The sequence below is a fragment of the Tumidithrix elongata BACA0141 genome, assembly GCF_036349135.1.
Taxonomy (GTDB): domain Bacteria; phylum Cyanobacteriota; class Cyanobacteriia; order Pseudanabaenales; family Pseudanabaenaceae; genus Tumidithrix; species Tumidithrix elongata.
The window spans coordinates 1-18,234 of sequence record NZ_JAZBJZ010000004.1; the positions used below are offsets into that span (position 1 = coordinate 1).

The window sequence follows — 18,234 nt, forward strand, 5'->3', positions numbered from 1 at the left end:
TTACTTTATCAGCTTTGCTGCTTTTGTCAATTTACCTAGGTTGAGCAATTACCAATAAAGTTGTGTAGTCATTAATATCCTCCTTGCTATTTGGCTGAATCCAGTTCGGCAAACCCAAACTAAAAACCTCTTGAACCCCATATACTTGACCTTTAGAGCCAAAATGAGTACCACTAAAACCAGAGACAAACTCTCGAATTGATCGACCTCTCAACCGAGAACGTTTCTTCGGTATATCTTCGCTGATTTGACTATTATCCTTTGCTGGATGATGTTTAAGTAATTCAAGTGAGAAGTTCAGTACCATCTCTGCATCAAATCGCGCAACACCATAAGCCCCACTTGGAGGGTTAAACTTTCGGAGTTGATCTAAAGTCTCACCGTATTGATCGAGGTTAATTTCCTGCGGTTCCAGTGCAACAACACGCCAGTCATAATCCCTATCGCTAACTTTAATGCGCTCAGAAATTCCATACTGGTGGAGTCCTGCGGCAATTAGCCATAGAGTTAACCAGTCTTCTTTTTGTCCACTTCCTACTTGATTGCTATCTGACTTGATGCGGTTAACACCCTGAACAGAAGTAGGTAGAAAAATCTTAACTGCACTAGCAGGAGTAGGCAACGCTTTACCCGTGAGATCTTTGAAGTGCTTGGCAATAGTATCAACTTCATTACCTAAAATAACTTCTTCAGTATTTCCAAACCCTTTAAGCACCGCAACTGCAAAGGCTCCAAAATCCTCTCGCAATTCTTGCGCTTGTCCCCAGAGTCCATTGTGGTTACGATCGTGCCGCATTGAAGTCAAGATTACGCCATTCTGAGTGCAAGCATTAGGTTCCGTTGGAATGTCTTCCTCAGTCATTTCTCCTTTTCCCTTTTCTTTTTTCTGCTGGCGATTATGTTCCAGCCATCGCTTTCGCTTTTCTGCATGAGAGACAGTATCAAAATAATCTACTTGCTCCCACGCAAAACCTGATATATTTTCCGTTTTAGCACCTTTAACGGGATGAAATAACTGCTCAAACTTAACTTTTGTCTCGGCTGAGTCTAAGTCAATCGCTTCAGCCAATCGAATTTGATAAGTTGCACCAAGATCTTGCAAATGTAGTTTTTTCTTCCGAATTAGTTGAAATTGAATTCTATAGATGAACTGTGCCAGCCCCAATAGAAAGAAGGTATCTGCGGAGGTGCCAAATCGTTTAGGAACTCTGAGGGTAGTAATCATAATCAGTAAATTATCCTCTTTGAAGTTGAACAGATCTACCGTCGCAAATCCTGAGTGCTCGGACAATCAACCAATAAAGTTGCTGATATTTCACATCATCTGGCTCAATTTGTCCTAGTCGAAATTCATCTAGCTGATGAGTTTGCTGAAGTTCAGGTAACTGTTCAGGTAAAACAAATCTTGAAGGCATCATTTTCCGCAGGCTCCTCCAACTGCGTGCAACTTCTATATTTGCCCCTCTGTGAATCTGAATCTTTTCGCTCGATTTAGCTCCATCCCAACCCTTTGCCCAAGCAGAATGATGTCTACCTGCCGCCATCTGGATACTGTGAGCTATATTTAGCAGAACTTTCTCATCATCCTCATTAAAATGATCTTCTAAAACGGGGAATAATACCTCTTCAAGGATTTCCTCACTCAAGAAAGCACTTTCAACTGCATGAGAAGGTCGAGGATTTTTTTGAGTGTAGTCATCATACGCTTGTTTGAAAACTGCATGACTTGGTTGGTGATCTGTGTGCGCTAAAAGTTGATCTTTAGGATCGATCACTTGAAAATTTGGCTTTGGTTCGAGACCGCAATAAAGTTCATAGGCTGTCTTTTGCCATCCTCGCATTGCCTTTTGCCACTCTACTTGCAACTTACCTAAATCATGAGTCAAAATAGAAAAGCATACCAATAGTTCAAAAAGTCCTGTTGCATCATCGAGTGAAGAATTGGGGAAAATTCGCTGATGAATAAATCGACCTCCTGCTTTCAATAACTCACTCTGTGAACTAATCAGTTTGACAGTAGTTGGTTTTCCCTGAATCATTAAATCTCCATCAAAGTCATTCAGCCAGCATTTCCCAATATCAACTAAATGCCTCACATAAGTATCCATGTGATAGCTGTATTCCTTATATAATTTTGGCTTTGCTTGCTTCTGCTGAGATTTGTAATTGCCCTCAACCTCTGCTCCAAGCCTTAATCCCACTTTTGAATCGTAGTCTGCATATTTGGGATTGACAATAATCTGAATACTCTCGGCAATTTGCTTGCAATTTTTAATCGGTATCGCATTAGGTATCTCATATCTCTCACCCGACTTATCTTCTGGGGCTTTAACCTGTTTAAAAAGCCAGTTTTTGTTTTGACTCTGCTGAAATTTCCAGAAAATGCTACAAAGTGTACTCTTAGGAATAGAAAAGGCTTGTAATTGTTTTAAGTCAATTGATTGTGTATCTGAATCAAAGATTACTTGGTCTTCCATCATAAAAATGCTGCGATTATCTACAAATCTAATCAAATCATTGGCAACTGATCGCTTACCTCTAAATATAGCTTCATCAAATTGCTGTTCAAATGAGCTGCGATTTTCAGCCCTCTTACCTGCTTGGGATAAATCCTCCTTGGTATGGACGTGATTAATCCATTTCTCTTCAATCTCAAACCCCACGGACTTACTAACTTCATCCTCGGCGCGATCGCTCAGCACATCCCAAGTCAATTCACAGGAAAGATTTTTATAAGGTAGAAATCTTTGCTTTTTAGATTGTTTTTGAGGCTGTTCCACAGCATCTATGAAATCATCTTCATCTTCTAATTCAATCCATTTTTCTGCATCGTCTCCAACTTTTACTTCACGATAAACTTTAACTAAGCCGTTCTCATTAGCAAATCGCGCACAGCGTCCTGCCCGTTGAAGTAGCGAGTTAGCAGGGCATAGCACCGTATGCATCACCTGACAGGTAATATTTATTCCTGCTTCAATTACCTGTGTAGAAATCAGAACCTGACATTGTTTGTTACCGATCTTCCAATCTTTACCAAATACATTCTCTAGTTGAGATTCCTTAGATTTGCGATCACTTGGGAGAAATCGAGAGTGCAGCAAAGTAATTGATACGGAATCTTTTTTGCAGAGGTTTTCTAAGTCCTGATAGAGTCCTTGAGATTGCGCCACCGTATTACAAATTACAATTACACGCTGACGATCAAATAACTGGATATCCTGCCAGATTTCATAAGCTGATAGAGGCTCAGTCATGGTTTGAAATTGGCGAACACGCTGACCTTCAATCGCTTCAAGATCTTTCCCCGCAACATTCACCAATTGCAGTGCAGTCTTATCTGAGTTTCCCAGTGTTGTAATTTCTTGGCAAATTTGCCCTGCGAGTTCGTGAGTTAGGGTTGCAGTCATTAGTAAAAATGGTGAAATACCTTGTACTTGCTCTAATAACTTCAAGGTTGTTACAAAGCTTCGATCTGGATCGAGCAAATGTAACTCATCGAACACCAAATATGATGCAAACACCACACCTGCATTCACATTCGCTGAACCACGCCCTACTGAGTAGGGAATACTTAGAAAGCTACTGAGCAATTGATCGATGGTGCAGAAAATGATGTCACCTTCAAAGCGCGGATCTTCAGGATTTTCGCCTGTTTGTAAGGTCACAACTAGCGATCTCTTTGGTGGATACTCCTTTTCCCATCGCCTAATCAGTTCTTGAGTTCGATCGCGTAAACTCGTTGCCAAAGTCCTCAGAGGTACAATGTAAATCAACTTATTGGGGAATTCAATCTCCATTTGTTTAGCAAATAAATATGCAGCGATCGCTGTCTCGGTTTTACCTGACCCCGTAGGAGCGCGGAGCAAAATATTTTGACCTTTCAAGATCGCTGCGATCGTCGCTGACTGAAACTGCCTCGGTTCAAAAGTCGTTAACTGTTGAAAGCACTCCTGTATAGCCTTCGTCATAATTTATCCTCACTATAAATGTTTGACATACTATTGATTTCTGAATTGATCATCGTCACAAGTTCTGGTGGTGATAGCACCTTTGCACCCTTGCCATAAAATAAAACCCAGCGTTTAACTTCGTTTAGCCCTCTTACAACAAAATGTAGCTTCAGCGAACCATCAGCTTGTTCCTCAATTTGTTGCGTGGGATGCCAACGTCGTTCGCGAATATAAGGAGCCGTTGCCGTATCGAACCAAATAGAGATCTGCGTGGGAATACCACCCACCTCATGCTGAAAAGCCAGTTCAAAATGTTCTTTAGGGTCGAAAGTCGGATCGATTTCAAAGGTTTCATTCAAAACCTCCAACGATTGAATCCGATCTACACGAAACCAGCGTGGTTCCTTCCTTGTGTGACAGTAACCAGTCACGTATGGATTGTTGCGAGAAAAATGTAGAACGTAGGGATCGAACTTACGTTCGGAGTATGAATTTCTACCCGCCGTGTAGTAACGCATTAGAGTGCGTCGCTTCTGCTGGCAAGCCGTTTCTAATTTGTGCCAGATTTCAGGATCTAAATCGATCTCAGCTCCTGCACGAAAGATCACCTGCTCGTTGGATAATCCTTGCAGATTTACCCAAGTTGTCTCAGGAATACGTCGGCTGAGTTGCTCGATCGCGGATTGAAGCTCTTTCTGATAAGCTGATCCTGCAAAAGCTGCCAGCATTCTTGCTCCCAAGGTCAGAGCAAACAGTTCTCCTTTAGTCAGGGGAACGCTATCTAATCGCCAGTTTGGATCGCCATAGTAGTAGCCTCTTTGTCGATCGCTTTCAATCGGGGCTTGATATCGATCTTTCAAAAAATCTAGATCGTTCCTGACGGTGCGCTCAGATACCTCTAATGCTTCAGCAAGCGTTATTGCTGTGTGACGTTCGGGCGATCGAAGCAGTCGATCTATTTCCAATAGGCGTTCTAGATGTCGAGACATACCATTGCAAGATTTACTTTAGGTACATCTTATGAAGTGTACCCTGCAAAAAACTTGCAGTCTTAATAGTAAAACTTAAATTGCAGCAAATATTCGTTAAATAGTTTAGATTGTTAACCCTTAGTCAAAATTCCACATCTTCATAAATCTCAGATAGCGCGATCGCTAAATCGATTGATCCTAAATGGAGCGTATCGCCTGCATGCAAAGACTGAACCAACCACTTACCATCAGCATCTTTGCGATATAGCTCAACCTGCATTTCCGATTGGGAAACTAAAACGTATTCCTGCAAAGATGGTAGCTTCTGGTAATTGAATAACTTCTCACGCCGATCCAGCAACGCCGTAGATTGAGACAGCACTTCCACTAACAAACAAGGTTTCTGCTTCACATAAGGATCGCTATCTGTGCGATCGCATACAACCATCACATCAGGATAGTAAGTGGCATTATCTGCGGCAGCAACCGTAAGTTTCATATCAGAGGGAAACACGCGACAACCACTACCTCTTAAATGCGGACGAATACCGGCAATCAGATTCCCTACAATAACGTTATGCGTTTCACTAGCTCCCGCCATCGCAAAAGCTTGACCATTGACAAACTCATGCTTGATCGAGCTTTCTTGTTCGTAGCTAAGATATTCCGTATAACTAATAGCACTCTGTTTGGCGAACATAGGTTCTCTCCCAAAACGGATTAGTTGGCTTGTATAGTGGGGCTTCAAAAAATCTGTACTTAACTTGTTGCACTGGATTATTCTGCCATGATTAATTATGAAATACAAGATACTGTACTTATCAAGTGTACGTACACTTACGAGATGCTCATGGGAAGAAAAGGAGACTCAGTTACACTATCGATCGGCGATCGCGATAAAGCCCAGCTAGAAGCGATCGCCCTAGAATTTGGCATGACTTGGGGCGATCGCCCCAATATCTCTAAATTAGTCGAAGCGATCGCACGCCGAGAACTGATCGTTGCGCCTAACCACGATTGGAACAAAGAGCGAATTGATGCCCTAAATCGAGCTAGGACTGCTTTGGTTGATGTAGGCGAGATTGAGATGGCAGTCGCGATCGCTCTTTTGTTGTTAGAGCGTAGCGAACTAACCATTCCCCTCAGAGCAGAACTAGAAGGTTTCGTCACCGAACCCGTGCGCCCTTGGCGATTAGAAGTAGAGCGCTATATTCGCCGTCAGAAACCGTTTCAGCTATCCTATCAAGATGCCGCCGAACGCATTTGGAACTTTACAATTCGCTATGCCGAAATTGCCAAGCATGAAGACCGTCAATACCTAGACTGTTGGTGCGAAGAAACCACAAACAATCAAGATTTACCAGAACTAACCCATAACTGGTGTTTGAGACTCGATCGCATTACAGATGCATCCGTTACACCTGTAACAGGGACGTGGCATTGTGGGTTAGCCACGATTCCCATAGAAATGCACCTATCGGGAGGATTAGCCTTTGCCTATCGCAGCAAATCAAATCAAGACGAGACAAACGAATGGTTGAGCGAACCTCCCCAAGTACGACGGGTAGTACGACGGGTAGCAAATACGTTTTGGTTTACGAGAGAAGTATTGCGATATGGCAAAGACTGCAAAGTTGCATCTCCGCAAAGCGTGCGCGATCGCATCCGACAAGAGATCGAAAATATGCAAGAACTTTATAAGGAGTAGTGATGGGCGCTGAGGGACTCGAACCCCCGACATTCTCGGTGTAAACGAGACGCTCTACCAACTGAGCTAAGCGCCCTTGCTTTTCAGCATTTACAATAGTAGCAGGTGTTATTACTTTCGGCTAGCAAATCCCCAGAAATAATTTTTACCTGTAAATTTCCCATTGCTACTAAACGTTCTGTTAGGGGAGACCTCCTGTGCCTGCCCCTAGATATCTGGGCAACCACAGGGTTCGATCCCCCTGCCCTATCGGGCATCCCCCTTACAAAAGGGGGACAAATAAATTCTCCCCCCTTTTTTCAAGGGGGGCTGGGGGGGATCCTTGGGATGTATAGCGTTTCAGGTTTTCTTATCCTAAACTGACGTAATTTTAGACAAGATGTGATGTACTGAAACATTGCCCTAACCCCTGTATGTCGCAGAGCCTAATCTTCCTCATCCCAGCCTTTCTTTACATTGCCCTCCGCACGATCTTTTGGTTCAACGCCTTTCCTAACCCCGACGAAGCCTATTACTGGTTATGGGGGCAGCATCCAGACCTGTCTTATTACGACCATCCGCCTCTATTGGCTTGGGCGCAGGGAATATTTACCCGCATACTGGGGCAGTCATTCTTTACCCTGCGATCGCCCAACCTTGCCAGTAACTGCGTTTTTTTCTACACCTATTTTCTAATCGCCAAATATCTCTATCGAGGCATCGCCAAACTGCGACTGTGGCAATATTTTGGCGCGATCGCCCTCGCCATTGTTAGCTCTCCTTTATACTTCGTGATGCTATCCCTAGCATGGCACGACCACCTGATGATGACGCTGTCCCTCGTGTCCGCTTATCTGATGGTTACCTTTTTGGATGGTTACGCCAAAGATGGCAAAGGAACAAACTGGCGACTCTACTGCGCCGCGATCGCGATCGCCCTCGCCTGCCTTGCCAAATACAACGCCCTCTTCATGGGTCTAGGCTTTATTGCCGCGATCGCCACCAGTCCCAAACACCGTCCCCTATTTCGCGATCCGCGATTTTATCTGAGCGTAGCGATCGCGATCGGCGGATTTTTGCCCGTGCTGTTATGGAATTTTGGCAATGACTTCCAATCCTTGCGGTTTTATCTGAGTCGGAGTGTCGATGCTGGGACTCCCCTCATGCGCCTTACGGAACCGATAGGATTTTTACTGCTTTCAGTGGTGATGGTTTCGCCCGTAAATTGTTGGCTGTTGTGGCAAGGATGGCAGCGATTCCCGATTTCCCTTGGAAACCCTTCGCGATCGGGGGGTATACCCACGCCACAGATACTTCCCTCGGATTCGATTTATCGATTGCTGGCTGGTTGGACATTCGCGATTGGCACGGGCTTATTGACGGGCATCTCTTTCTTCTCAACTGCCCTCTATTACTGGAATATCACGGCTTATTTGCTGTTATTCCCATTGATTCCTTCTGTTTTATTCGAGGCTCAAGGGAGTGCAGTGGAACCCATCCTCAAGGGAACCGCGAAGCGACTCTTTATGGGTGGTCAAGCCTACGGACTTCTGTTCGCAATTCTATTTGTAATTAATTATAGCTTTATACCGATCGCGGCACTGCTCAGCCCAGATGCCGACCAAGAATCTCGGATTGTGTTTGGCTGGAACCAAGTTGCCCCAGCAATTCAACAGGCTTCAAACCAAGATTTGGCGAAGACTCCATTTCTCACTACCACCGATTATCGTTCTGCCTCCCTGTTGGCTTACCAGTTAAAAGATCGGCAAGTTACAGCCATTTCTCCGCGCATCAGCCAGTTCACTCTATGGAATCTTCAGCAAGAACGTATGGGTCAAGATGCGATCGTGCTTTCTGATGATTGGTATCCTCTGACAGCAACGGTGAAATCAAAATTTGCACGCATGTCCGAGCCGCAAACCGTACCCGTTTCCCTATTTGGCATCTGGCTCAAAAATTACTACCTCACTAAGGGCTACGGATTTAAGGGCTTTTAGGTGCTCAAAGTAACTTGATCTCTTCCCCAACCTCTTCTCCGACACGGAGACGGGGAGCAAATTCAAACCATAGATTTTTCGTGACGGTAAAAAACTAAAGGGTGTTGATGATAACTGCTCTAAATATTAAGTATTCATGAACTACCCCGCACTCCGTAAACTTCGTGACAGGGTTTCTGAATACCCGTCACCTGAGAGTGCGTGTTTTTGACGCTTCTTTGAGCCTAGTTGCTTCATCGATCCACAATATGCAGCCTTTGAAGTAGCGCTTTGCTCTCCACGTTTGACGATGTTCGTTCCAAACACCGCAGAACCATATAGAACCCAGTTGAGCATTACTTGACTGGCGGCTACATCCCTATCGGTTGTATATCCACAATTTCCGCAAATATGTTCGCGATCGCTGAGTTCTTTCTTCTGTTGATGTCCACAGATAGGGCAAGTCTGGGATGGCTTTACTTTCTGAGTAGGGATCTCGATATATTGTCCACCAGATTCAGTCGCCTTGTACTGAATTGCCGATTTGAGCATACCTATCCCTACATCAAGTATCGAACGGTTGAGTCCAGTTTTCTGAGCTTTGCGTTTGCTACCCTTCTTTGCCTTACGGGTCATCCCCTTAAGATTGAGTTGCTCAGTACAAATTAGGCTGTTACCGCTAACTATCTTTGTACTGACTTGATGCACCCAGTCTTGTCTTTGTCTCGCCGCTTTGCGAGTCAGTTTAGAAACTTTGGTTTGTGCTTTTTTCCATCGTTTTGAAGCTTTGAGCTTTTTCTTGTGGTTGGGAGCACGTCTTTTGCGTTTCTGCTTACTTGCCTTTTTGATCTGTTTGGCGGTTTTAGCCAAGAATTTTGGGGCATCAACGATCTCACCATGACTTGTGGCGATCGCATGATGTACGCCAAAATCTAAGCCGATTGCGCCTTCTCCTGTTTCTCTGATTACTTCGCAGTTCACAGTAATCGATGCATACCATTTACCCTGTCGGTTTAGGATAGTGCAAGTTGTGGGGATTCCCCATTGTCTTGCTTGTCCGCGCATCTGAATCTTACCTAGATTCGATAAGTCCAAGTAACCATTTGAGCCGTTAGTCAAGGCTTTCCACCCTGAAATTGCAGGATATGTCCAACCTGAATAATGGCGGATGGATTTGAATCTTGGATAGGCTCCTTTTCCTGCAAAGAATCTTTGATAGGCAAGGTCAACTCGTTTTAGGGTGGCTTGCAGTGCTTGTGAGCCGAGTGTTTTATACTCAGTCCACACTTCTTTGAAGGCGGGTAGTCGGTTTTGTTGATCTAGGTAGTTTACGGATTTACCTTGGCGTTGGTAACTGTCTCTACGATCTGCAAGGGCTGAATTGTAAAGATAGCAATGCAATCGCCTCCACTCATAGAGGGTTTTCTCTTGAGCTTTGGTGGGGTAAAGTCTGTATGTAATCCGCCGTATTACCATATAGTAACTATACTATGGGAATCCCAAAATCCCTACCGAGCTTGCATCCCCGCGCCACGGGTGACGGGGACTTCCCGCACGGAAACGTTAAAGAAGATAGAAATAACAAAGCTGTAAACAACTGTGCAAGAAGATTTCAGATTGATTGTCGATTTGGTAACAGTACTTGCTGCTGCTTCTCTAGGAGGCTTATTGGCAGCAGGTTTGAGGTTACCTGTCATTTTGGGCTACTTGCTGGGCGGCATTGTCGTCGGTCCTACTGGGTTGGGTCTGATTAAAGAGCTGATCCAAGTAGAAACCTTGGCACAATTTGGCGTAGCCTTTTTGCTATTTGCTCTGGGCGTTGAGTTTTCATTGACGCAGCTCAAAAAAGTGCAGGCGATCGCCCTCGGTGGTGGACTCTTACAAATTTTATTAACGATTTCGTTAACTGCTGCCCTATCGGTCTTTGTGGGCTGGGTAAAAACCCCTGTACAGGGTATCTTTTTAGGCGGAATTTTGTCCCTCTCCTCAACCGCTGTGGTGTTGCGCAGTCTCATGGAAAGCAACCAAACCGAGTCGGTACAGGGGCAGGTGACCCTAGGGATTCTCATTATTCAAGATTTGGCGTTGGGCTTAATGTTGGCGGTTTTGCCTGCCCTCGACCACCCCGATGCGGTGGGGATGGCAGTGGCAAAAGCCTTACTCGTCACGGCTTTATTTGCGGGTGGGGCGATCGCGGCTGGAATTTGGCTAATCCCGCCATTTTTACACTGGGTTGCCAGTACAGAGAGCCGCGAGTTATTCCTGCTCAGCGTCATTGTCTTGTGCTTGGGGATTGCGCTGCTGACCGAATATATGGGCTTGTCGATTGAGATGGGCGCATTCGTGGCGGGTTTGATGATTTCCACGCAGGTAGAATATGCCGATCAAACCCTCTCCTATATGGAGCCATTACGGGATGTATTTGCCACCCTATTTTTCGCATCGATCGGGATGCTGATCGATCCTGTGTTTCTCTGGCAAAATCTCGATTTGATTTTGGGGCTCGTCGCGATCGCTATGGTCGGCAAGTTTTTAATCGTCGTGCCCCTGGTGCGGCTATTTCGCTATCCTCTGCGCTTAGCAATCTTTACAGGGTTTGGCTTGGCTCAGATTGGCGAATTTTCCTTTGTATTAGCCAGTGAAGGGCAAAAATTGGGTTTGGTATCTCGCCAAGTTTACTTGCTAATTTTGGGCACAACCGCCGTTACGCTGATGATCACGCCCTTTTTACTCAAGGCAACCCCCCAGATTTTGCTGCTGATGGAGAAGGTTCCTATCCTTAAAGACTGGCTCAATCAAATGGATATCCCACAGGAAATTTCAGATACTGCCGCGCTCAATAACCATGTGATTGTCTGTGGCTACGGACGTGCAGGTCAAAACATTGTCGGTCTGTTGCAGTCGAGAGGCTATCCAGTCCTCGTGATCGAGCAATCCGAGGCGAAGATCCAACTCTTGCGCAGTCAGGGCATTCCTTATTTGTATGGAAATTGTGCCAGTCCACTGGTGTTAGAAAAAGCCGAAGTGGAAAAAGCAAAGTCAATGGTGGTGGTGATTACGGATGCTGGCTATACCCGCCTTTGCGTACAACGCGCGATCGCGATCGCGCCCGAACTAGATATCGTCGCAAGGGCTTCTAGGGATGCAGAAATTGATACGCTCTATCAATTGGGTGCGAGAGAAGTCGTGCATCCTACCTTTGAGGCGAGTTTAGAACTCTCAACCCACCTCCTGTTGAGTTTGGGCGAAAGCCGACAAATGGTGCAGTCAGAAATTATGGCGGTGCGGCAAAGTCGCTATGCCGAGTTACGTCCTGATATTGCTTGCAGTTTGCCCTTAATTAGCCCAGTCGTGAATTCTAACAATGTGATTGAGTTTGAGAGTAAAGCTTCGTAGCACTATCCATTTTCCAGCCTATTGCTAAAGCGCAATCTCAAAGTCCAGATCGTTCCCTCGATCGAGGTTGGGTGGCATAACCGAACGGGTAATCCGAGTTTTATGGCTTTCTCGTTGGGTTTGTACTTCAATCGTGACCGCTTCTAAGGCGACTTCCATGCTGCCGAGAGGTATGGAAATTTGCATGGTTGTTTCCACAAACTCAGACTCGGTTTCAGGTTTAAAATCGACCAACCACCGAGGCCCATCAATGGTGGCACGGGTTTGGCAATCCTTGATCCAAAATTTGACAAACAGTTGCGGTGCGATCGCGGGCAATTTAATTCTGGCTGGAATCGGTGTCCCCGCCACCAGATTGCCTAGGGGAATTTCGACGATCGGCAGAGGAATCGGTTCCTGGGGAGCCAAGGTAGGAAGATTTTGGGCTGGTGCTGGCGCACTAGCAGGATTTTGGGTAGCTCCTCTGCCATCATCGTAAATCTGACCCGTTCCCTGTCCGTAATTGGGATTAGCCAGATCGGGGGAAAGCGCAGTTTGTCTCTGCCTCAGTGCCTCGTTGTATTCTTGGTTGAGAGCTTCGCTCAATTGTTCGTTGGGATCTTGCCAGAGCCGCTCTGCCTGTGGACTACCCGACTCGGACGATGACAGCAACTGTTCTAATTCTCGATCTAGATCGGCAATGGCATCCGTTGGCGCTGGGGGACTACTGACAATGGGAGGATCTGTGGGAGTGGTTGGGCTAATTTCTTCGGGTTTTACTGGTTCTGACTCCACAGGATCTGAGCTAACCGCATCGTCTTCTGCTTTCTCAGCGATCGCATCTAAAGACAGATTTTGCAGCTTACTTAAAAAGCGATCGCCGATATTTAATGCGCCCAACAGGGAAGGTTGCTCGCTACTAGGAGATTCCTCAAGCATTTGCTCGTAGTTGCTGGGCAAATCCTCTTCAAACAGGTAGAGCAAGTCGGGCTCATCGGCGTCAGAGATTTGAGCGCTCTGAGAAGATGGAGGATATTTGACATCTGAGTCTAATAGCTCTGACTCAAAAAGCTCGTTAAACTCATCGTAGTTTTGAGGTGGATTTACCTCCTCTTGCGGTTGAACGCTTGCAATTTCTGGCTGTAAATTCTCTGTCAAAGCAGGTTGAATGGGGGGCGGCAGATTGGGCAAACTTGGCGACTTACTCGCCGTCGCAGGTTGAGAGGGCTTAGAGGGTGCAGAGGGTGCAGACTTTTTCGTGGGACTTGATATGGGAGAAATGGGAGGCAACTCTAAAGCAGGCGTATTCTTCGCTGAGGCTTTTGAGGCAGGTTTCGCTTTGCTGGAGGTTACTATGGTCGCCGAGGTCTCTGCCATAGAGTTGGCGATCGCTTCCATTTCTCTAGCAACATCTGCAAGTAGGGTGGGAGATTGGTAGGTAACTGTAATCGCTTGACTGAGCTGATAGGTTTGTTCGTCCTGTAGCGAATCATCGGTCGGATAAAGCCTGATTTCGCCGATCAGCACCTGCGGACGGGATTGGTGAGGGATATTAACAATGTGCTCAAAAGGGAAAACGTTAGAACTGAGAGAATCTGTCGCCTCTTGAGGTACAAAATGGCAAACATTGACCAAGATTTCGAGATTCTCAGGGTTTTTGAGCGTGATTTCTAACTCACCTGCGGTGTATGCTTCGCCTGCGATCGTAATGTTGCTTTGCGCCGAGACTAAATATTGGGCTTGACTGAGGTTGAGTAAAACCTGAGGGAGTGAGGAATCTGGAGACGCACTGGATTCCTCACTTTGGGGCTGGACTGGACTAGATATGGCTGGCGCACGAACGGGTTCGTCCACTGGGGCGGGATTTTCTGACCCTAGGTCGATCGCTGAATCGCCCAACTCGTCCACAAAGTCATCATCGTCAAAGGGGGAAAACTCATCCAATAAAGACTGTACCAATTGCTCTGACATTTGCTCTGCCATCTGCATCATGGGAGAGGCATAAGCAGTTGGTGTGGGTGTTGCAGCCGATCTAGGAGTGGCAGATGGAAGAGATGACGATGGAGAAACTACAGGTTCTGTATCGGCAATCCCTAAAACCCGATCTGTGTCCGTAGCGTCAAAATCAAAGTCCGTAGCGTCAAAGTTCGTAGAGTCAAAGCGATCGGGTGCTGTACGGGCTGTATTGGTTTCTACTACGACTAAATCTGGGTATTGCCATTCAGATGCTAGCTCAGGGGAAACGGCTTGAACGTCAAATTTGACGCTGGCTTTTAAATTAGCGGACTGCTTGGGAGCCGGCTGCGGCTCCACCATTTGGCAGCTAACTTGCCAAGCCCCTGGGGCAAAGTGGGTGTAAGGCATCACAATCAGCAAACCATCTGGGCTAACCCGCTTCGAGATTCGTTGCTGATTGGGATGATGGCTAGATTCTGAGCTAGGCTGATACACGATCTGAATCCCAATCATGGCATTGGCTAACTCAGATCTTGCTGCCAAACGATATTGCCCCTCTAGAATCTCTACGGTTGGCGACTCTAGGGGTAACCAGGACTTGTCACCTTTCTTTTGTAACAAAAACTCCCAGTTGTCCATAAGGCTTGCGATAAAAACTTGCAACAAATATGCCAAATACTAACCCATAGTTACGGATTAGGCACAAATTTATTATTCCGTCTTTATGAAGTTTAGTGTTTAGCGATTAGCAGCTAGTAATTAAGGATTTTTTAAAAGGTCTATAATTCAGCACCCAAACAGCGATCGCTCTTTCAAACTTCAGGTCAAAATTCGGCGCTAGTCAAGAATTACAACGGGTTACCGACCATTCGGTTAGATCGCTTAGATCGCTAGTCCCAGTTTTAGCCCTAATGCAGCGTGAACAAATAGCAAAACGAGAATAGCACTACCCACATACGCATGGATGGTTCGGAGAATGGCTTTATTGCCTGCAAAGCCTGTAAGCGAGAGTGTGGCGTTAATTGACAGCAAAATTAAAACCGTCGAGCCCGTCCAAAAGTGAGGACTTTCTAACAAAGGTTTGTCTTGCATGACCAAGGACAATAAACCACCCGTATAGCCTGCTGCTAAAAATGCAGACATGAAAGGGGCAAGCTTACGGTGATCGGCTTTACTTTTTGTAACAATTTCTGGATCGGTAGCAATACGACTGCGCCATCCTGCATAACCGACATAGCTGCCCATGATAAAAATTACGATCGCCATAAAAAAGGGATGTCCCCAATGCACAATGGGCTCAGGTGTACCCAACTTCTCAAATTGATTGGCGATCGGCTGGAGGACTTGGGTGAGTTTGGTCATTTGAGCGGATAAAGGTTAATTAAGGTTATTGGTTATCGTTTTTGGGGAATTGAGACTAACAACAAATAACTAATTTTGTTGAGAAGGATCGTTCTCGAAGTTTGAGGCGATCGTTTGTAACAGGGCACTGATTTGTGTAAGTACCGTATCTTTGCCCGTTTGCCCAAAGCTGGAGCGATCGGGGAAAAACTCAGGACGGTCGAGGTTGCGTTCGATCGCTTCTTTAACCTGTTGTACGATCAAATGCTGGAGATCGGCTAAGGCACGCTCTCTTTGGTAAACCGCTCCCTGCTCGGTGGTGGCATAGAGGGGGGGCAAGCGATTCAGCGCGTAGGCAGCAATGTCCCCTAAATCGAGAATCTTACCGCTATGTTCTTCAATCTCTGCAACCCTAGCGACAGCTTCGCTGAGGACTAACTCCTCCATAACGTTGATAAACTGTTTGCGCGGGACTGCAACCACTTCACCTGTTAGTAAAGCACCCATCAAGCGATCGAGCGCCATATACTCCTCTACAGACAGTTCAAAAGCACTGTCACAGATGCGTCCGACTTCAGCCTCCATCGCAGGAGTTAGATAACCGTCTTGCAAAGCTTGCTCAACGATTTTCTCTATACTGGTTGAATTGGATTTTTCCACAGAACTTGACATTTCTAAAGATTTCTCTCTCTAAAGTTAAGGTAACTCAGGGCACTTCAATTGGAATAATCGTGTATTCTGGCAAAGATGTTTGAAACTGACCGTTTCGGCTGAGCATAACGACTAATCGGGTTAAGGACTGAGGTTTTACTACAAGATCGCACCAAGGTACAGCAATTTCTAAACATTGATCAAGTCCCATTTTCGCCTGTGTGGGCATATTTTTCCACTGATGATCTTCGATCGCTTCTTGAAAATCGATGGAATGATTGGACAGATCGATAGTTAGATGGTGATGAAACAAGTAATTTAACGGCGAAATATATGGCAAACCTGTTAATTGAATAGGGCTATTGTAATTGGTTTGTTCGGGATAAAACCATAGTAAATGTAAAGTCGATTGAGATTCTGTTAATAATTTCTTATTTAACTCGCCTTGATGAAGATCGGCATGAAAGTCCAATCTTAGATAAACGTTAAAGTGATCGACCCCATACCATAGACGTTGCACCAAACTGGCTTGATGCATTGTTCCGCGCATGCCACCTATTTCTAGCCGTCCTGCCCCATCCCAATCTTGTTTGTCAACCCGTCCGTCAATCACTGGATGAATAAAACTGGTGGGGCGATCGCTGGGCGAGACATCATGGGGTTCTAAGGGGTACATGAGTCCAGTGGGCACAGGCTCATTCAGGGCACGGTACACTGCCTGCAAATGCTCGCGAAACAGTTGGTCAAAAACGTGATCGTGATCGGAGTTGTGTCCGTCACCAAACCACCAAAACCAATCAGAGCCTTCCGCTGCAAATAGATTTTCCCAAGCTTCAGGATTATTTTCTTGGGTTGCTTCGGTATGATTTGCTAAAACCTGTCTCGTTTCTGCCAATAGATCCCAAGCCCGATTTTTGATCGGGTCGCCGATCCATGTGGTGAAGTTGGCATCAATCCAAGAACCGCTATGGAGTTGGTGCGGCGGAATTTTATCCACGGGAGGAAAGTGCTCGACAAACTCTGACACAGTGACTAATTGAATGTCGTCGGTCTTTGAGAAACGCTCGTACAGGGTTTCTAAAAATGGCTTGCCATCTTGTGGGTAATATTCCCAGCAATTTTCGCCATCAAGGGCGATCGTCACAAGCCAAGGTCGCTTAGAGTCAGCCGATGGGTTATTTTGCAAATATTCTTGCTGAGCCACATGAATACTCTCCAGGTGATCGTATAGATCGTCGCAGGCTGCTTGGGGTGACATGGAGCTATAACTAAACCCAATCAGGTCAGACAAGCGCCGATCGCGAAATACGATCGCTAAGTCCCCATGCATGGTTTCTAGGCGATAGGGCTGATAGAGTAGATGGGGCTCTAGGACGCCGCCTCGTTCGTCGCGACGAAAATAATGACCTAAACTCCAGCCCAAGACACCTTCATCAGAACACAACCAAGAAAAGCCATGCTTGGCAACATGGGGCAAGATGGCAGGGCTGACCGATTGTTCTGAGGGCCATAGACCGCGTGGCTCGCACTCGAAATGTTTTCGGTAAATCCGCTTCGATTTTTCTAGATGCAGGTTGATGTCAGCGTCCCAACGATAGCGAATTCCTGGGAGTAGCATGTCAGACACAGCAACCCTACCCGCATAATTGTCTGCCAACAAAGGCATGATCGGGTGCGTATAGGGGGTTGTGGTGAGTTCGAGCTGCCCCTGCGCTTGCATCGCATGGTGTTGGGGCAAAATTTGAGCGATAATCTCTTTTTGCTTGGTATAAATTAACTGGCGATCGCTGAGGGTAAAGCCTTCACCGCGATCGAACCAAGCCTTAATCTGAGGATCGGTTTCGCGAAATAGAGGATCGATCCAAGTCAGGTTGTGCCAAGCTAAGAGATCGCTAAAGTCTTGATGCGTCCAGTTTGCCACACACCAGTCCGTACCATATTGCTTCTTTTGGGCTAAGAGCTGGGCATAGCGTGGATAGGGCTCGACCATCGTGTGATGGTAGGCATCAAAAAAACGCTCTGCCACAAAACGCCGCTGATCTGCGTCAAAATTAGCAACGGGTGTTAGGGTTAGCTCTAAGTATGGATCGAAGGCATTGCCTTCACTATAATCTTGTAGCTGAGCAATGAGGGAAGGGACTAAATTGACAGTCTGGTGCAGCTTTGGGTATTTTGCTAAGAGCAACACCAAGTCTAAATAGTCTTTGACCCCATGTAGCCTCACCCAAGGCATACGATATTTGCCAGCGATCGGACTCTTATAGAGTGGTTGATGCTGGTGCCAGATAAATGCAACGTATAAGGGAAGGGACATAGGTATGGCAGGC

The 18,234-nt window shown here is 45.9% G+C and carries 12 protein-coding genes and 1 tRNA gene; 3 read left to right on the plus strand and 10 right to left on the minus strand.

Annotated elements, in window-relative coordinates:
* Window positions 1-31 precede the first annotated feature (31 nt).
* The 4 genes from V2H45_RS01695 to V2H45_RS01710 form a co-directional block, all read right to left on the minus strand.
* Window positions 32-1,102, minus strand: coding sequence for a hypothetical protein (locus V2H45_RS01695; RefSeq protein WP_330481875.1), 1,071 nt, complete (start codon window positions 1,100-1,102; stop codon window positions 32-34).
* Window positions 1,103-1,235: 133 nt separating this feature from the next.
* The gene (gene cas3 / locus V2H45_RS01700; RefSeq protein ID WP_330481876.1) at window positions 1,236-3,968 is read right to left on the minus strand and encodes a CRISPR-associated helicase Cas3'; all 2,733 of its coding nucleotides are present in this window, start codon (window positions 3,966-3,968) and stop codon (window positions 1,236-1,238) included.
* Window positions 3,965-4,939, minus strand: a complete 975-nt coding sequence (locus V2H45_RS01705) for a helix-turn-helix transcriptional regulator (RefSeq protein ID WP_330481877.1) — start codon at window positions 4,937-4,939, stop codon at window positions 3,965-3,967. Before V2H45_RS01705 ends, cas3 begins: the two co-directional genes overlap by 4 nt.
* A 124-nt stretch (window positions 4,940-5,063) precedes the next feature.
* Window positions 5,064-5,621 carry a Uma2 family endonuclease gene (locus V2H45_RS01710; protein ID WP_330481878.1) on the minus strand — a complete coding sequence of 186 codons (558 nt, stop codon included), beginning with the start codon at window positions 5,619-5,621 and terminating at the stop codon, window positions 5,064-5,066.
* Between the two features lie 150 nt (window positions 5,622-5,771).
* On the opposite strand from V2H45_RS01710, the gene V2H45_RS01715 reads away from it, so the two are divergent.
* Window positions 5,772-6,629 carry a helix-turn-helix transcriptional regulator gene (locus V2H45_RS01715; RefSeq protein WP_408648694.1) on the plus strand — a complete coding sequence of 286 codons (858 nt, stop codon included), beginning with the start codon at window positions 5,772-5,774 and terminating at the stop codon, window positions 6,627-6,629.
* A gap of 3 nt (window positions 6,630-6,632) precedes the next feature.
* Here V2H45_RS01715 and V2H45_RS01720 read toward each other — a convergent pair.
* A tRNA-Val gene (locus tag V2H45_RS01720) sits at window positions 6,633-6,705 on the minus strand.
* Window positions 6,706-7,042: 337 nt separating this feature from the next.
* Here V2H45_RS01720 and V2H45_RS01725 point away from each other — a divergent pair.
* Window positions 7,043-8,605 carry a glycosyltransferase family 39 protein gene (locus V2H45_RS01725; RefSeq protein WP_330481880.1) on the plus strand — a complete coding sequence of 521 codons (1,563 nt, stop codon included), beginning with the start codon at window positions 7,043-7,045 and terminating at the stop codon, window positions 8,603-8,605.
* A gap of 141 nt (window positions 8,606-8,746) precedes the next feature.
* Here the strand turns inward: V2H45_RS01725 and V2H45_RS01730 are convergent, their stop codons facing one another.
* Window positions 8,747-10,060 (minus strand): RNA-guided endonuclease InsQ/TnpB family protein, encoded by a 1,314-nt coding sequence (locus tag V2H45_RS01730; protein ID WP_330481881.1) that lies wholly within the window; start codon window positions 10,058-10,060, stop codon window positions 8,747-8,749.
* 123 nt (window positions 10,061-10,183) lie between these two features.
* Here V2H45_RS01730 and V2H45_RS01735 point away from each other — a divergent pair, with 123 nt between their 5' ends.
* Window positions 10,184-11,980, plus strand: coding sequence for a cation:proton antiporter (locus tag V2H45_RS01735; protein ID WP_330481882.1), 1,797 nt, complete (start codon window positions 10,184-10,186; stop codon window positions 11,978-11,980).
* A gap of 24 nt (window positions 11,981-12,004) precedes the next feature.
* On the opposite strand, the gene V2H45_RS01740 is transcribed toward V2H45_RS01735, so the two are convergent.
* From V2H45_RS01740 to V2H45_RS01755, 4 genes are all read right to left on the minus strand, one after another.
* Window positions 12,005-14,554 (minus strand): hypothetical protein, encoded by a 2,550-nt coding sequence (locus tag V2H45_RS01740; protein WP_330481883.1) that lies wholly within the window; start codon window positions 14,552-14,554, stop codon window positions 12,005-12,007.
* A 243-nt stretch (window positions 14,555-14,797) separates the two neighbouring features.
* Complete coding sequence (locus V2H45_RS01745) at window positions 14,798-15,277, minus strand: DUF4079 domain-containing protein (RefSeq protein WP_330481884.1); 480 nt, start codon at window positions 15,275-15,277, stop codon at window positions 14,798-14,800.
* A 69-nt stretch (window positions 15,278-15,346) separates the two neighbouring features.
* On the minus strand, window positions 15,347-15,928 hold the full coding sequence (locus tag V2H45_RS01750; protein ID WP_330481885.1) for a late competence development ComFB family protein: 582 nt from the start codon (window positions 15,926-15,928) through the stop codon (window positions 15,347-15,349).
* Between the two features lie 34 nt (window positions 15,929-15,962).
* Window positions 15,963-18,221, minus strand: a complete 2,259-nt coding sequence (locus tag V2H45_RS01755; RefSeq protein WP_330481886.1) for a glycoside hydrolase — start codon at window positions 18,219-18,221, stop codon at window positions 15,963-15,965.
* Window positions 18,222-18,234 lie beyond the last annotated feature (13 nt).

What these genes read in the sequence shown, in the direction of transcription:
- cas3 (WP_330481876.1), bottom strand. Translation starts at nt 3,968, where the DNA reads ATGACGAAGGCTATACAGGAGTGCTTTCAACAGTTAACGACTTTTGAA.
- V2H45_RS01705 (WP_330481877.1), bottom strand. Translation starts at nt 4,939, where the DNA reads ATGTCTCGACATCTAGAACGCCTATTGGAAATAGATCGACTGCTTCGA.
- V2H45_RS01710 (WP_330481878.1), bottom strand. Translation starts at nt 5,621, where the DNA reads ATGTTCGCCAAACAGAGTGCTATTAGTTATACGGAATATCTTAGCTAC.
- V2H45_RS01715 (WP_408648694.1), top strand. Translation starts at nt 5,772, where the DNA reads ATGGGAAGAAAAGGAGACTCAGTTACACTATCGATCGGCGATCGCGAT.
- V2H45_RS01725 (WP_330481880.1), top strand. Translation starts at nt 7,043, where the DNA reads ATGTCGCAGAGCCTAATCTTCCTCATCCCAGCCTTTCTTTACATTGCC.
- V2H45_RS01730 (WP_330481881.1), bottom strand. Translation starts at nt 10,060, where the DNA reads ATGGTAATACGGCGGATTACATACAGACTTTACCCCACCAAAGCTCAA.
- V2H45_RS01740 (WP_330481883.1), bottom strand. Translation starts at nt 14,554, where the DNA reads ATGGACAACTGGGAGTTTTTGTTACAAAAGAAAGGTGACAAGTCCTGG.
- V2H45_RS01745 (WP_330481884.1), bottom strand. Translation starts at nt 15,277, where the DNA reads ATGACCAAACTCACCCAAGTCCTCCAGCCGATCGCCAATCAATTTGAG.
- V2H45_RS01750 (WP_330481885.1), bottom strand. Translation starts at nt 15,928, where the DNA reads ATGTCAAGTTCTGTGGAAAAATCCAATTCAACCAGTATAGAGAAAATC.
- V2H45_RS01755 (WP_330481886.1), bottom strand. Translation starts at nt 18,221, where the DNA reads ATGTCCCTTCCCTTATACGTTGCATTTATCTGGCACCAGCATCAACCA.